Genomic DNA, 14,868 nt, shown 5'->3' on the forward strand with positions numbered 1-14,868 from the left:
GAATGCCAATTTCACTAGCTGCAATTAAAGACAAACTCGACTCCCGGATCGGCCAACGAATGAAGGTCGTCGCCCAAGCGGGTCGCAAGAAAACGACGGAACGCCACGGTGTCTTAAAAGAAACCTACCGTTCCGTATTCGTTGTGGATTTAGATCAACAGGAAAACGCATTTGAACGGGTCTCCTATAGTTATACTGACGTGTTGACAAAGAACGTTCAAATCGCCTTTGAAGACGAAAAAACAGAAGCATAGTTCGCACCACGTGAACACATAATATTAAGACCCCCAGCAAGGTCTTTTTATTTTGCCTTGATATTAGTATAATTGTATCAAAGTAAGCTTACGACCCGGTTTATCGCGGTCATGGAAGAGGGTGCGAACGCGTGCAAATCGTTGAAAAAGCTCCGGCAAAAATTAATTTGGGGCTGGACACTTTATTTGAACACCGCAACGGTGACAAGGAATGGAACATAGTTATGACTTCGGTCGATTTGGCGGATTACGTTCAGTTGGAAGACTTGGCGACCAACCGCATTGAAGTCGTCACCGACAGCGGCTTTTTACCGAATGACCGGCGCAACCTGGCTTTTCAAGCGGTGAGCGTGTTAAAACGGTACTGTCACGTTGAACGGGGGGTTCGCATCACCATTAAAAAAGTGATTCCGGTTGCCGCCGGATTGGGTGGGGGCTCGTCCGACGCCGCCGCGGTCTTGCGCGGATTGAACCTGATGTGGCACCTGGATTTAGACTTAGCGACCCTGGCACGTTTAGGGCTGAAAATCGATTCGGACGTGCCGTACTGCGTTTATAGTCAGACGGCCCACGTAACTGGTAAGGGTGAGATTGTGACGCCGTTACCCAAGCTACCACCAATGTGGATTGTGCTGGCCAAACCCAAAATCAGTGTTTCGACACCCAATATTTTACGGCAGGTCAACTACGCGCAGTTGACGGCGCATCCCGATATTGACCAGCTACTGGCTGGTATTCAGCACGGGGACGCCGGTGAAATTTTCGCCCACATGGGGAACGTGTTGGAGCCGATTACGGCCAAGCGCCACCCGGAGATTACCCAGATTAAGCAACAACTCCTGAACTTCGGCGCGGACGCCGCCCAGATGAGTGGGACCGGCCCGACCGTCTTTGGGGTCTGTCGCAAGCAATCGCGGGCGCAGCGGGTCTATAACTCGTTGAAGGGATTTTGCCGGGAAGTCTACCTGGTTCGGCCGGTCAACTTGGCTGATCACTAACCTGAAGCTGGCACGCGGCTGGCTTCTTTTTTAGTTGGATTTTAAAGCGGTTACATTATTTGGTAAAATGAAACGGGAAGCACCTTTACGCGCTTTTAGCGTGCGGTTATGCTTAAATTGAGTTGAAATGGGGTGGTCAGTGTGAAACGAACAACGAAGTTAGGGTTAGGATTAGCTGGCGTGGCGGGCGTGACCGCCTATGCCGGGACGTTGATTGGTGGGCTGGTAGCCTACCACGCGGCGATGCACGTTAGCCCTGACCAGAAACTGCGCGGGCGGCAACGGTCGCGTGAGGAAAATACGGAATTAGAAAATTTCTGGTATGACCATCATGAGCAGGAACGGTGGACCGTCCGCTCGTTTGACGGCTTGAGGTTGGTTGCCAGCTACTTACCCAACCCGCAGGCGCACGGTCGGTTAGCAATTTTAGCGCACGGGCTCGGCCACTCGCGTGAGCAGATGGTGCCGTACGCGCGGTTATTTATGGACTTAGGTTACGACGTCTTGATGCCGGACGCCCGCTCATTTGGTGAAAGTGAGGGGACGACCATCGGCTACGGCTGGCTAGACCGCCACGATTATCAGCAGTGGCTGAACCTCGCCGTTGACCGTCTGGGTACCAACGTGGACATTGTCCTGATGGGGATTTCCATGGGGGCGGCAACGGTGATGGCGACGAGTGGTGAGGCCCTGCCGGCCAACATTAAAGCCGTTATTGAAGATAGTGGCTACGCCGACCTTTACGATGAAGCGAAGTACCGGGTCCGCCACCGGTTCCACTTACCGGCGTACCCGATCATGCCGGTCGCCAACCAAATTGCGCAGCGGCGCGCCGGGTACGGGTTCAAGGACGGCTTGATGTTACGCCAGGTGGCGACGGGCGGCCTGCCGATTCTAATGATTCACGGGGCGCGTGATCAAACCGTGCCGGTGCGGAATGCGCGCCAACTGTACGACCAGTTGCCGCAACAAAAGGAACTCTACGTTGACCCGGACGCCGCCCACGTTCAAGCGATTCGGACCCATCCGGATCGTTACCGCGACGTCGTGACCGAGTTCTTAAGTGACGAAGTTGGGCTGGGATAAGTATGGAGAAGTGGGGGATGAAATAATGACGGAACCAATTAATTTGTTAGTCACGCTGGACGCGGGCTACTTACCGCCGCTAAAGGTGATGCTGTGGTCGTTATACGCCAATAACCGGCGGCAAGTCGTACACGTCTGGCTAGTCCACGAAAAGTTGACGGACGCTCAAATTGCGTCGGTACGGGCTTTAACCGACGGCCTCGGTTGGCAACTGACCGCGTTGCCGGTCAAGATTGATTTGACCGACCAGCCGGCGTTGATCAAGCGCTACCCACCGGCAATGTATTTCCGTTTACTTTGCGGACAGGTGTTGCCAAAGGACGTTCACCGGGTGATTTACCTTGATCCGGATATTATCGTTATCAACGACATTACGCCGCTGTGGCAACTGGACCTTCAGGGGAAGATGTTGGCCGCTTCGGCGCACCGCGGCGTGACCAAGCTAGTCGACAGTGTTAATCAACTGCGCTTAGGGACGAACACGAGCTATTTTAACTCCGGTGTGTTGGTGATTGACGTTGACCAGGCCAGAGAAAAAATTCGCTTGGCGGACATTACGGAAGCGATTGAAACTTACCACGATTCGTTGATTTTGCCGGATCAGGACATCTTAAACTTCCTGTATGGCGAAGCCATTATGGAAATTGACGAGGAAGTTTGGAATTATGATACCCGTAAGTACCTGATTTATCAGACCCGTAATTTGACCCAGCACGACATTCACTGGGTGATGGCGCACACCGTAATCCTGCATTACTGTGGTACGCCGAAGCCGTGGGATGCCACGAGTGATAGTAAGTTCACTAGCCTATTTTTGAATTACCAGCAACAAGTTGACCGCTTTTTAGCTTAGGTTGTTCGCCGTTCTAAAACGATTCGTTTTGGAGCGGCGTTTTTTCATGGTTAACGGCGCGGCTATTGACAAATAGTGACTTTCAGGTAAACTAAAACAGTAATCATTACTATTTACTTGAAAAGATGGGGGTAGAAAAATGACGGAACCCTTAATTGCCGTCCAACACCTTGGGATCGCATTTCCGAATAACCAGGTGTTTAAAGATTTGAATTTTGACATGCAGCGGGGCGATTTTCTCGCTGTGATCGGAGAAAACGGTGTTGGTAAGACCACCCTTATTCGGGCCTTACTCGGGTTGGTCAAACCGGTTGCCGGTCAAATTCGCTATTATCCGAATAAAAAAGCCATTAAAGTGGGCTACGTCCCGCAATTTCGTAACTTGGATCAGGAATATCCGTTGACGATTGAAGACTTCGTTAGCCTTAATTTACGGGGCTGGCGGCCGTGGTTGTCTAAAGCGGAACGGCGCCAGGTCGACACGGCCTTAGCGGTGACGAATCTGAAAAAAATTCGGCAGCGGCCGCTCGGCATGGCGTCCGGTGGTGAAAAGCAGCGCGCTTACCTGGCCCAGGCCATTGTTCAAGAACCACAACTGCTAATTTTGGATGAATCCACCGCCAGTTTGGATAACGAGATGAAGTACGAGTTGCTCGACTTAGTTGAGAATTTGAACCAAACCAGTGCCATTACGGTCTTCTTTGTAACCCATGACTTGCCATTAGCGAAGCGTTACGCTAAGCATTACCTCGCTTTGCGACCAGGTCAACAGGAATTTGGCCAAGTCGCGGACATGTCGGTTGAACAGTTGAAGGAGGCTAGCAATGTTAGCAATGTTTAGTCTGGCGTTCATGCGCAACGCCTACCTTGCCGGAACGTTTATCGCCATTATTTGTGGAACGATCGGGGTCTTCGTAATTGCCCGTAACTTATCGTTTCTAACCCATACGTTATCCGAAATTGGCTTTGCCGGCGCCGCCTTCGGGATTTTCATGGGTTGGACGGCGCTCAGTGGGATGCTGATCTTTACCGTTATTAGTTCGGTGATTGTTGGCCAAATGAGTGTGAAACAGTCGCGGCGAGAAGCATCGATTTCGGCAATTTCCGCGCTGTTTATCGGCCTAGGCATCCTATTTCTCTCACTATCGAACCAGACGTCCAGTTACGCGACGAGCATCTTGTTCGGGAGCGTCATCGGGATCGCGGCCGCTGACGTGGTGCGGGTCGCCGTGTTATCCGGAATCGTGTTACTCGTAATGCTCGGACTTTACCGACCGTTAAAATTCGATTCGTTTGACGCCATCGGTGCGCGGGTCAGTGGCTTGTGGACAACGGCCATTTCGGTCGTTTTCTTAGTGTTAGTCGCGATGAGTGTCAGTGTGGCGGCTCAAATTGTGGGGTCCTTACTGATTTTTATCTTACTGACCTTACCGGCTGCGGCTGCCCGCTACTTCGTGCATACCGTTAGTAAGATGATTTTTCTCGCTATCGGCTTTGCACTCGCCGGGGTGTGGATTGGCTTATACCTGAGCTACCTAACGAACCTGCCCGTCAGCTTCTTCATTGCGTCGATCGAGTGCCTGTTCTACTTTGCGGCGTTAACGTATCAACGGGTACACGTTGGTAGTTAAAAAATAAGTGTTGGGATTAAATTCCTAACACTTTTTTTATTGTTCTCATTTTAAAGCTGATTCGTCGTTTGCTAGCGTGTTTTTTGACCAAATATTAAGAAATTCCGACTATTTCGGAAAAAGATGTTAAATAGTTACCTTATTTCCGAACGTTTGTGTTATCATTTTGCATAGACTTTATTAAAGATGATTTAGGTTGAGGTGGAAACATGAAAGTACGTAGAAGCGAACGTTTAATCGATATGACCCGTTATTTGTTGGAACGTCCCCATACGTTAGTCTCATTAACGTTTTTTGCGGATCGTTACCAATCGGCGAAGTCTTCGATCAGCGAAGATTTAACAATTCTGAAAAAGGTCTTCCAGTCGCGGGGAACTGGGATTTTGGAAACCATTCCCGGTGCTGCCGGTGGGGCCCGGTTTATTCCGTACATCTTAAAGGAAGAGGCCCAGGCCTTCATCGAAGAAATGGCGGAAAAAGTGGCCGATAAGAGCCGGGTCCTACCTGGAGGTTACGTTTACTTGTCTGACATTTTAGGTCAACCGGACATTTTACGCCAAGTTGGTCGGGTAATCGCGACCCAGTATTTGAACCAACGGATCGATGCCGTGATGACGGTCGCAACTAAGGGAATCCCGATTGCGCAAAGCGTGGCGACCTACTTGGACGTGCCGTTCGTGATCGTGCGCAACGACTCCAAAATTACCGAAGGTTCGACCGTTAGTGTGAACTACGTTTCCGGCTCTTCGGAACGCATTAAGAAAATGGAGCTTTCTAAACGTAGTTTGACGGAAGGCGCCAACGTGTTGATCGTGGACGACTTCATGAAGGGCGGCGGAACAATCAACGGGATGAAGACCCTGATCGAGGAATTCGACGCCAACTTAATCGGTATTACCGTCTTTGCCGAAGCCGCCTTCACGGGCAACCGCTTGATTGACGACTATACCTCTTTACTCCGGGTCACCAACGTTAACGATAGTGATAAGGCGATTAAAGTCGTTGCTGGGAACTATTTAGAAAAAGTTTTCGGTGCGGAACTTTAGGTTAGTGTAAACCATACCAATTTTTTGGTATCATGGGAGTATCTGATAGCTAAGGGGATAAATCGTAATGACAACTAAGAACGCAATCATCATGGCCGCTGGTAAAGGGACCCGGATGAAATCGAAGCTAGTTAAGGTATTGCACAAGGTTTGTGGTAAATCGATGGTCGACCACGTGTTGACCCAGGTTGAAGCAACGAACATGAACAACATCGTGACGGTGGTTGGCCACGGTGCCGCCGACGTTGAAGCGGCACTCGGTGACCGCACTAAGTACGCGGAACAAAAAGAACAGCTGGGGACCGGCCACGCCGTACTCCAAGCAGAACCCCTGTTAAAGGACGCTGACGGCATGACGTTGATCGTCAGTGGTGACACCCCGTTGTTCCGCGCGGAAACGTTCGAAGAATTATTTGAATATCATCAAGCAAAGGGCGCGGCCGGTACGATTTTGACGTCGGTTGCCCCGGACCCACAGGGCTACGGACGGGTCGTTCGTAACCACTTGGGAATCGTTGAAAAAATCGTTGAACAAAAGGATGCCACTAAGGAAGAACAGGAAATCCACGAAATTAACACCGGGGTTTACTGCTTCGATAACCAAAAGTTATTCGCTGCCTTACACGAAGTCACCAACGATAACGCCCAGGGTGAATATTACCTGACCGACGTTATTCAAATTATGAAGGACCAGGGCGACGTCGTGGCAGCTTACAAGATGGCCGACTTTGACGAATCAATGGGCGTAAACACCCGGGCGGCGTTAGCGCAAGCCACTAAGGTGATGCAAAAGCGGATCAACGACGCCCACATGGAGAACGGGGTTTCAATCATTGACCCGGATAGTACGTACATTGATGCCGGCATTAAGATTGGGGCCGATACCATCATCGAACCCGGTGTCCTGATTAAGGGCAACACCACGATTGGTGAAGATTGTTTTATCGGAGCCCACTCGGAAATTCATGACATGGTGATTGAAGACCGGGTTCGTGTGACGGCCTCCTTCTTGGAAGACTCGATCATGCACGCGGACAGTAACATTGGTCCGTACAGTCATTTGCGGCCACAAGCTGAAATTGGCGAACACGTCCACTTAGGGAACTTTGTGGAAGTTAAGAAGGCTCAAATTGGTGCCCGCACCAAGGTTGGTCACCTGACTTACGTTGGTGACGCAACCTTGGGTAAGGATATCAACGTCGGTTGTGGGGTCGTCTTCGTTAACTACGACGGCGTTAACAAGCACCACACCAACGTTGGCGATTCGGCCTTTGTCGGCAGTAACTCTAACATTATTGCGCCGGTTGAGGTGGCGGACCACTCGTTCATCGCTGCGGGCTCGACGATTACCGACGACGTCGACTTCCACGACATGGCAATCGCCCGTGCGCGTCAGACTAATAAGCCGGATTACTGGAAAAAGCTGCTGCATGAGAAGGAAAATGAGTAGAGGATAAAAGAGTGTGAGCTCCGGCCGGTTTTGCCCTGAGGATTAGCCTAGCCATCAGCATTATGCGGGGTGTGCATGGTGCTGGTGGCGTAGCTAACCGGAAGGGCATGGCTGGCACGAACACGTTTCGGCTATGCAGCTAAGTAGTTATTGCGGTTTTTGCAATGGCTACTTAGCGTAGCAAGCGCAGGTATTAGCTTGGGCGAACACGTTTCGGCACAACAGCCAAGCAAGCGCAGACAACTGAATCGGTTAAAAATACTACTTCAAAACGGCGTTCCCAACTCGGAACGCTGTTTTTTGCTGAAATCGGCTTGAAAGTTCGGGTTCATTTTTCTGAATTGTGACATTGAAAGTGTCTCCGCTGGGTTAGACGGGTGTTTTAGCCAGATTGGGACTGGGAGCGCTAACAGGCCTAGAATGACTGCTTTTACGTTAAACCCGAATTTTAAAACGGTCGGACTCACGAAACTTTAATTTTTTTACCGGAATATGCGCCTTGGCGCTATCGGTCGTGCTTCCAGCCCAGTCTGATGCATTTTATAACCGCTATGGGGCTTGATTTTCGGCGCTAAAATGCCTATTATTTAGTAAGTAATAAATTTTCGAATGGAGGAAATTATGTCAGAACAGTATTTTGATCCAAAGTTAAAGATTTTTGCTTTGAATTCAAATAAACCATTGGCAGAAAAAATTGCGGACGCCGTTGGGGTTAAGTTAGGTAAAACTTCGGTCGATCGCTTTAGTGATGGCGAAATTCGCATTAACATTGAGGAAAGTATTCGTGGTGACCAAGTGTACATCATTCAATCAACTTCCGCTCCGGTTAATGATAATTTGATGGAATTGTTGATCATGATTGATGCGTTACGGCGTGCAAGTGCGAAAACCATTAACGTGGTTATTCCGTACTACGGTTATGCTCGTCAAGACCGTAAAGCGCGTTCCCGCGAACCAATCACCGCTAAGTTAGTTGCGAATATGCTGGAAACAGCCGGCGCGACCCGAATCTTAGCGCTTGATTTACACGCGGCCCAAATCCAAGGTTTCTTCGACATTCCATTAGACCACTTAATGGGTGCGCCACTACTGGCTGACTACTTCTTAAATCACCATTTGGACGAAGACGCGGTTGTCGTTTCGCCTGACCATGGTGGTGTGACGCGAGCACGTAAGTTAGCGGAATTCTTGAAGGCACCAATTGCCATCATTGATAAGCGTCGTCCGCGGGCGAACGTTGCCGAAGTGATGAACATTATTGGGGACGTTAAGGGCAAACGGGCGATCATGATTGATGACATGATTGATACGGCCGGTACCATTACGTTAGGGGCGCAAGCCTTAGTTGACGCTGGTGCTACCGAAGTCTACGCAAGTTGTACCCACCCAGTTCTTTCTGGTCCAGCGATTGAACGAATCGAAAAGTCACCGATCAAGAAGTTAATCGTGACCGACTCGATTGCGTTACCAGCTGAAAAGCAAATTGCGAAGATCGACCAAGTTTCCGTTGGGCAATTGATGGGTCAAGCCATTAAATTCATCCACGAAAATAAACCAGTTAGTCCGTTATTCAAGAACCGTTTCCATAACGAAGAAAACTAAACAAGTTATTCAAGTGTCGCGTGGGGTTGCTCACGCGACTTTTTTGGTATGCAGTAGGTGCCGAATGGCATCAAAATGGGTACAATAAAGTTAACGAAGAAAGTGGGGTGATGCGTTGGATTGGTTTTATATCGGTAGTCTGGCACTGGCTAGCATGTTAACTTTGCAACTAAGTGACCGCCGTCATTGGGTAATTGGACACCTTGGCATTGTGGCGGTCGTGGGCCTGTTGATTGCGGCTTACCGAGCGTTTAGTGCCCAGGCGGACCCGCTCTGGCAGCTGCTGATTGTTGGACTAAAAATTTTGGCGTACGGTTTGTTACCACTAGTGACGCTAATCGTTGCGATTAGCTTTGTGCGTTATAGTTACCGCCTGATTCGTAAAGAGGGCTGGCACTTTCATTATAGTTTGTTGGCTATTGTTGGAATCCTGCTAATTGGTATGTTAACGTTAGCGGCCCTTAATTTTTCCAGTTGGCAAGATGAGCGTTTATGGCAATTATTGGGACTAGCCTTTTTGTTAACGGCCTTTTTTGTCTTTAGTTTTTTGGCCTACTTGGTGGTTTGCGTTACGACCCGGCTCGGCTGGCGACACCAACTCGATGCCATCATTGTGTTAGGAGCCGGCCTAATGCCGGACGGGCGCCCGACTCGTAGTTTGAGTTACCGGTTAAAAGCGGCGGCGAAACTCTATCACCGCCAGCGAACGAAATATCATCAACGACTTGTTATTGTTGTGTCAGGTGGTCAGGGGGCCGACGAAGTGGTTGCGGAAAGTACCGCGATGCGCCGGTACTTGATGGCCATCGGGGTCCCACGCGACGCGATTTTAGAAGAAAATCAGTCGACCACGACCCGCGAAAACTTGATCTTTAGCCACCGGTTACTTGTTCAACGGCAGCCACTATACCGCGCCGTTTTTGTGACGAATGGCTACCACGTTTTGCGGGCGAACATCTTTGCGCGGCAGTTACATTTAAACTTAACGGGGATTGGTGCGCGGACGCCGTTCTACTACCTACCGTTTGCCATGTTTCGGGAATACTTAGCCTTAATCGTCATGTATCGCTGGACGAATTTCATAGCGGTGATCGTCCTGACCGGCTTGTACGGCTGGCTGTTAGTTCGGTGAGTAGCGTTCGATTGGGGCTCCGGGAATATCGCTTAGTTTTACCCGTAATAATGTTATAATGGACGGAGTAAAAGGAGGGATTTGCCGTGGATCATGCCTATCGAGCACCTTGGGCCTTGCTGTTGGTTCTCTTATTCGGCTTGGCTACGTTATCCGGCTGTGCGAATAGCGCTGCCAGTGGGTCGCCGAGTTCCATAACGACGGCCAAGACTTCGGCCGGCGTTCTAGCAAAAGCTGATCAGCAAATTTCGCAACAAAAAATCTCGGCAGCGCAAAAGACGCTTGCCCAAGCAGCGAAACCGAATAATGATACGAAGAATTTAGTCACCGGATTGAAGTATTACCGGCAGGCCGAACAGGCTTTAAATCGAAACGAACTGAGCGTTGCGAAAACTTATTTTCAAACATTACGCAACTATCAGGGAACGACCGGCGCGGCGTTTATCAACGCCCGGCGTAAACTTGATCAACAGTACCAAGCGGTTAAAGTCGCAAACGGGTACTATAATAGCGCCCGCGATGCGTTAAGCGTGCACGACTTGAACGCCGCCAAGACGGCGATTGATAAGTTGGACGGGTTGGCCGCCAGTCACCCGGTTATTAAACAGTTGCAAAAGAAGTCGACCACGATGAAACAGGCGATTATGAACTACGAAGCGTCGCAATCGACGAGTTCTTCGGAGACCGGTTCAACGGTTGACAGTCCGGCCGCTTCATCGTCAACTAGTACTAGTTCTGCGAGTCAATCATCAACTTCGAGTTCAGCTAGTTCGTCAGCGTCGTCCTCGTCATCGAGTTCGACCGCAACTAGTTCAGCAAGTAGTAGTGTCGAAAGTGAATCGGCCCCGTCGACCGCTAGCGTTATCCGTGATTTTCAAGCGGCCTCCGGTAAACAATTTGCCAGTGACACGTTGTTTAACTTAACCGGTCAGACCGAAGACTATTACCAAATTTCGGCCACCGCGACTGACCAGAATGCGACGCAGTACCGCTACTATCCGAATAGTGGCAAGGTTACCAAGCAAAACAGTAAGACCGGTGCGTTTGAATAACCGGTTATTCAAAAATTAAAAGAGTCGTTCTGTGAATCCAGTGTGGATTGCAGAACGGCTCTTTTTTGACCTTTCAACTAGTTCAACGCCCACGTTCGGATCGCGTACGCAACCCCGTCTTCAACGTTGGTCCTAGTTTCGTATTTGGCCTTTTGCTTCACTTCGGGAATGGCGTTGCCCATTGCAACGCTGTTAGTGGCGTATTCGATCATGCTCAAGTCGTTCCCCTGATCGCCGATCGCCATGGTTTCGTCGGCGCTGATGTTCAGCAGCTTGGCGAGGTCGGCCAGCGTGCGGCCCTTGCTTGCCTGCTTATTGAGGACTTCTAAGTAGTAGGGGGCTGAACGCACGATGTGGAAGCGGTCGTGGAAAGCAGCTGGAATCTTGGCAATCGCCGCTTCCAAGATGTCCGGGTGGTCGATGATCATGGCTTTGACCAGTGGTCGGTCGGGACGCATTTCTTCCGGTGTCCGGTAACGAATCGCCATGTTGACTAACGAGCTTTCGTTAATCGTGTACGGGCTGATGTTGCGGTTAGCCGTGTAAATGTGGTTTTCGCTTTCGACGTGGCAGTGCACGTTGAGCTTCCGGGTCAACGACTCGATATCGATGTAGTCTTCGTGGGATAGCGGTAGGCTGGTGACCACTTTACCAGTCACGGTTTGGGCCATGGCGCCGTTAAAGGTGATGACGTAACTGTCGTCGCCACTGAGCTTAAGCTGGTCTAAGAACGGCGTGACGCCGCTGAGCGGCCGACCGGTACAGATAACGACGTAGATGCCTTGGCGTTGCGCTTCGTGGATGGCCGCAATGGTGGCCGGGTTCAGTTCACTATGTTCGTTAAGTAGGGTGCCATCCATGTCGATGGCAATGAGCTTGATTGACATGTTAAAAATTCCTCCAAATTTATTTTGGTAAAATGAGGCGGTCGTTTAAAATGTAACGTTGGAAATCTTGATAAACCGGTTTGAAAAGGTCGTTTTCGGCCTGGGTACTCAACATTTCCTTCGGGAAGAAGAATCGTTGGTCACCGGACACCTTACCGGTGATTGCGCGAACGAGGTCACTAACGGTCGACAACTCGAGTAGTGAACCGTCCTTTTGCATCAACTCGATCTGGGTCCGCGGTTTCTTCATTTTCGGATCGTAGGCGTCGTACGGCAAGTCGTAGCTGTCGTTGGTGTCGGTATAGTAGTGGCTGTCAAAACCGGCTTGTTCGATTAACCGGCGTAGGTCCGGCAGTAACGGTTGGGTCAGCTGGTCGACGCGGGCGGACTTCAGCGGCCGCCGGTCTAGGAAGCGGGTCGCAAGGTCGGCTAGAATCTGGTCACGACTATCGCGCCAGTGGTTGAAGTAGGTGTTCAGCACGCCGTCGTCGAGTCGCAGGTAGTCCTGTAACGTAAAGTTGTTATTGAAGAATGGCAGTAGCATGTGCGGCGTGGCTTCGGCATCGGCCGCGTGACTCTGGTACAGGACGTTCGCCCGTTCGAGCAGGTGGTCTAAGATGACCTCCATTGAGCGGGAGACCGGGTGGAAGTAAACCTGCATGTACATTTGAAACCGGCTAACGATGTAGTCCTCGACCGCGTGCATGCCTTCCATGGCGAAGGTGATACCGCCCTTGTAAGGACGCATCACCCGCAAAATTCGGGTTAAATCGAAATTCCCGTAGTTGGTCCCGGTAAAGTAGGAGTCGCGGAGCAGGTAGTCCATCCGGTCGGCATCAATTTGACTAGAAATCATCTGAACGACTTGCGGGTTCGGGTACGTTTTTTGAATGACCGCGGCAACTTGTTGCGGGAAGTCGGGAGCTACCTTACGCAGCACCTGGTTGACTTCGGTCGCCGGCGAGGTGATAATCTGCGCGGTCAGCGCTTCGTGGTCGGTGTGAAAAATGTGTTCAAAAGTATGTGAATACGGGCCGTGACCAATGTCGTGCAGTAGCGCGGCACATAACGCGACGAGCCGTTCGTGATCGTCCCAACCACCGTCGCCGGTTACTTTAGACGGGTAGTTGCGTTCGAAATTATCGCAAATCCGGCGGGTGATTTCGTAAACGCCTAAGCAGTGGCCGAAGCGGGAGTGTTCCGCGCCATGAAAGGTCAAGGAGGTCGTTCCGAGTTGTTTGATTCGGCGCAACCGTTGGAATTCAGACGTGTTGATCAAGTCTAAAATAACTTGGTGTTGGACGTAGACGTAGTCGTGGACCGGGTCACGAAAGACCTTTTCCATGGGTAAAAGTTGTTGTTGGTAAGTCAATCAAAGTCCTCCGTTCCGTTATGGTTTAGGAAGCCGTTCTTGGCGGCGTTGCATTTGTTGGTAAGCGCGCTTTAAGTGCGCCTGAAATTCGGGTTCCTCGGTCACTAGCGGTAAGCTACGCGTATCGACGGCCCCGTGGCGGGCTAACGCGGTCATGAAAGCTTGCTCGGTCGCGCGCACGCTCACTGGTTGGTCGAGTTGTGCGGCCACGGTCGTCATGACGGCCGGGTCGACAACCGGAAAGCGGTCGTCGGTGGTACCGTTCAAGCCGGTTTGGTAAAAGTCGTGAATTAACCGGCTACGGTCGGCCTGATCACCGTTCACGCTGACGTATAACATAATGACGAGCGCGTTTTCGGTGCGACGCTGTGACATCCCGGCGATTTTTTGACCGTTGATACTGAGGTCGTAATCACCGGGGCAGTACGATCGTTTGATTTCACCGGTGATGATCGGCAGTTGTGGCCAGACCGCCTGGACGTAATCGACCATTAATTGGTAGGCCTCGGTGATGGCGTAATCATTCCGACTAGCCGGTAAGAATAGTGAGACGTTCAAAACACCGGCGTCGGCGACCACCGCGAGCCCGCCGGAGTTGCGCAGGAGCGACTGGTAGCCGGCTTGGTGGAGCGTTGTTAAGCCGCTTGCTAACTGCGGTAGTTGCTGATCAAGTAAGCCTAAAATGACGGTTTGGTCCAACTGCCAGAAGTGGACGATCGGTTGTTGACGCTTGGCCGTCAGCCAGAGTAAGGCGTTCGTATAGGCGAAGCTATCCAGCATCGCTGCTGGTTCGTAATGTTGACTTAGTGTAGCAATGGTTGGTTGCGACAAGTGATTCACCCCGTTCAAACTCAATTTCACTGCTAATTATACTCGAAAAGCGGGCGCTGCGCAGGTTTTGGCGGGGATGGGGGATTTTTTAGTTATTTTAAGGCGAATGGCTTATAATTGAAGGGAAGTTGACGGGTGGAACCGTTGCGGTCCATCCGGTGAACAACTTGGGAATTGAACGTGCGGTGTTCACCTGACCGTGCGGTAGGAGGAAAAATTCATGGATGATTTAACAACCGGCGTACCCGTTGCCATTCACTTGGAAACGCAGGCGCGTCAAGACGGTGATACGGCAAATTACGCGCTGGACGTGGACGGCCAACTCGTGCAGATGGGGGGCGCCTTTTACTTACGGTATAAAGAAGTTAATGATGAGACGACCGACCCGGTGCCGGTCACGATTAAACTGGCCCGCAACGGTGACGTGGTGTTGACCCGGAGTGCGGAGAATCGCTTACGCTTGCATTTTTCAAACGGTAAACGCGTCCGCGCCCACTACCAGACCCCGATGGGCATCTTACCGGTCGAAACGGTGACGCCAATGTTACAGGTACGGTTACGCGAACGGCCATTCTCTGGTGAAGTAAACGTTAACTACGATTTATACGCGGGCGAGCAACTAATTGGTAACTACAAGTTGCGATTGCAATTCACTGCCTGATTTGGTATGATGA

General features: G+C 50.8%; 15 protein-coding genes. 12 read left to right on the forward strand and 3 right to left on the reverse strand.

What is annotated here, in order from left to right; translation table 11 throughout:
* The first annotated feature begins 2 nt into the window (after positions 1-2).
* The 11 genes from FFM82_RS03525 to FFM82_RS03575 all read left to right on the forward strand — a co-directional run bounded on the left by FFM82_RS03525 (position 3) and on the right by FFM82_RS03575 (position 11,104).
* Positions 3-254 carry a Veg family protein gene (locus FFM82_RS03525; RefSeq protein ID WP_137644492.1) on the forward strand — a complete coding sequence of 84 codons (252 nt, stop codon included), beginning with the start codon at positions 3-5 and terminating at the stop codon, positions 252-254.
* Positions 255-385: 131 nt separating this feature from the next.
* Positions 386-1,252, forward strand: coding sequence for a 4-(cytidine 5'-diphospho)-2-C-methyl-D-erythritol kinase (gene ispE / locus FFM82_RS03530; protein ID WP_137644493.1), 867 nt, complete (start codon positions 386-388; stop codon positions 1,250-1,252).
* 141 nt (positions 1,253-1,393) lie between these two features.
* Positions 1,394-2,338 (forward strand): alpha/beta hydrolase, encoded by a 945-nt coding sequence (locus FFM82_RS03535; protein ID WP_137644494.1) that lies wholly within the window; start codon positions 1,394-1,396, stop codon positions 2,336-2,338.
* A gap of 25 nt (positions 2,339-2,363) precedes the next feature.
* Positions 2,364-3,191, forward strand: a complete 828-nt coding sequence (locus tag FFM82_RS03540) for a glycosyltransferase family 8 protein (protein WP_137644495.1) — start codon at positions 2,364-2,366, stop codon at positions 3,189-3,191.
* A 139-nt stretch (positions 3,192-3,330) separates the two neighbouring features.
* Positions 3,331-4,032 carry a metal ABC transporter ATP-binding protein gene (locus FFM82_RS03545; protein WP_137644496.1) on the forward strand — a complete coding sequence of 234 codons (702 nt, stop codon included), beginning with the start codon at positions 3,331-3,333 and terminating at the stop codon, positions 4,030-4,032.
* Positions 4,025-4,822, forward strand: coding sequence for a metal ABC transporter permease (locus tag FFM82_RS03550; RefSeq protein ID WP_170178195.1), 798 nt, complete (start codon positions 4,025-4,027; stop codon positions 4,820-4,822). The genes FFM82_RS03545 and FFM82_RS03550 overlap by 8 nt, the downstream gene beginning before the upstream one ends.
* 209 nt (positions 4,823-5,031) lie before the next feature.
* Positions 5,032-5,868 carry a pur operon repressor gene (purR, locus tag FFM82_RS03555; RefSeq protein ID WP_137644498.1) on the forward strand — a complete coding sequence of 279 codons (837 nt, stop codon included), beginning with the start codon at positions 5,032-5,034 and terminating at the stop codon, positions 5,866-5,868.
* Between the two features lie 67 nt (positions 5,869-5,935).
* Positions 5,936-7,318: a bifunctional UDP-N-acetylglucosamine diphosphorylase/glucosamine-1-phosphate N-acetyltransferase GlmU gene (gene glmU / locus FFM82_RS03560; protein WP_137644499.1), complete on the forward strand. Its 1,383-nt coding sequence runs from the start codon at positions 5,936-5,938 to the stop codon at positions 7,316-7,318.
* A gap of 621 nt (positions 7,319-7,939) precedes the next feature.
* Positions 7,940-8,920 (forward strand): ribose-phosphate diphosphokinase, encoded by a 981-nt coding sequence (locus tag FFM82_RS03565; RefSeq protein WP_137644500.1) that lies wholly within the window; start codon positions 7,940-7,942, stop codon positions 8,918-8,920.
* Between the two features lie 115 nt (positions 8,921-9,035).
* Positions 9,036-10,052: a YdcF family protein gene (locus FFM82_RS03570; RefSeq protein WP_137644501.1), complete on the forward strand. Its 1,017-nt coding sequence runs from the start codon at positions 9,036-9,038 to the stop codon at positions 10,050-10,052.
* Between the two features lie 86 nt (positions 10,053-10,138).
* Positions 10,139-11,104 (forward strand): hypothetical protein, encoded by a 966-nt coding sequence (locus tag FFM82_RS03575; protein WP_137644502.1) that lies wholly within the window; start codon positions 10,139-10,141, stop codon positions 11,102-11,104.
* Between the two features lie 77 nt (positions 11,105-11,181).
* Here the strand turns inward: FFM82_RS03575 and yidA are convergent, their stop codons facing one another.
* From yidA to FFM82_RS03590, 3 genes are read right to left on the reverse strand one after another with little or no spacing between them, the layout of a single operon-like run.
* Positions 11,182-11,991: a sugar-phosphatase gene (yidA, locus tag FFM82_RS03580; protein WP_137644503.1), complete on the reverse strand. Its 810-nt coding sequence runs from the start codon at positions 11,989-11,991 to the stop codon at positions 11,182-11,184.
* A gap of 19 nt (positions 11,992-12,010) precedes the next feature.
* Positions 12,011-13,363: an HD domain-containing protein gene (locus tag FFM82_RS03585; protein WP_137644504.1), complete on the reverse strand. Its 1,353-nt coding sequence runs from the start codon at positions 13,361-13,363 to the stop codon at positions 12,011-12,013.
* Between the two features lie 18 nt (positions 13,364-13,381).
* Positions 13,382-14,194 (reverse strand): lipoate--protein ligase family protein, encoded by an 813-nt coding sequence (locus FFM82_RS03590; protein WP_225425607.1) that lies wholly within the window; start codon positions 14,192-14,194, stop codon positions 13,382-13,384.
* Positions 14,195-14,414: 220 nt separating this feature from the next.
* On the opposite strand from FFM82_RS03590, the gene FFM82_RS03595 reads away from it, so the two are divergent.
* Entirely contained in the window at positions 14,415-14,855 is a 441-nt protein-coding gene (locus FFM82_RS03595; RefSeq protein WP_137644505.1) for a YwiB family protein, read from the forward strand.
* Positions 14,856-14,868: the final 13 nt, after the last annotated feature.

Origin of the sequence: Lactiplantibacillus plajomi, from assembly GCF_005405405.1 — a bacterium.
Taxonomy (GTDB): domain Bacteria; phylum Bacillota; class Bacilli; order Lactobacillales; family Lactobacillaceae; genus Lactiplantibacillus; species Lactiplantibacillus plajomi.